This window comes from Paraburkholderia sp. SIMBA_027 (genome assembly GCF_046535315.1).
Lineage (GTDB): Bacteria > Pseudomonadota > Gammaproteobacteria > Burkholderiales > Burkholderiaceae > Paraburkholderia > Paraburkholderia tropica.
Genome location: NZ_JAWRWY010000092.1, coordinates 1 through 507, shown reverse-complemented (window position 1 = coordinate 507; position 507 = coordinate 1). Strand labels below are relative to the sequence as shown.

1 protein-coding gene is annotated in these 507 nt (G+C 30.6%); it reads left to right on the top strand.

Annotated features, from left to right (window positions below):
* Window positions 1-472, top strand: a 472-nt coding sequence (locus SB764_RS38275) for a hypothetical protein (RefSeq protein WP_410866499.1), incomplete at its 5' end; no start/stop codon positions are given.
* Between the last annotated feature and the right edge of the window lie 35 nt (window positions 473-507).

Below are 507 nucleotides of genomic sequence, written 5' to 3'. Positions count from 1 at the left end.
TTCTAAACAGGCAATAGAAGAAAAAAAAGACAAGACATTCAAATACACCTATTTATGTGAATTCTCTAATGATAATTTAAGAAATATTACAGTAATTTCAACAAATGACACCGAAGCGCACATACTTGCAATTCAAGAATTTGAAACAATTTGTAATGACATTCAAAAGACAGAAAAGCTAATAGAAACTCTTCAAATTCCTACAAGAGAAATGACGGAAGAAATTATGCAAATTCCAAATATCCCAACAGAAATAAATGGTGAAAGAATGAACTATACAAACTATTCATTTTATGACGATATTTATTGGAGCGATGATAAACTTTATGGTAAATGGTCGCAAACATTAGCAGGAGTTTGTTCGGGCAACACAATATCCGGTTTTTTTTATAGAATTCAAATTATCTCTAATCCAGATATTATTGACAGTTGCAGTGGGCATTATGTAGCAAAAATAGAAAATCAAGCATAAAAAATGGCCATCAACAAGGTATTGCTTATGTAAGG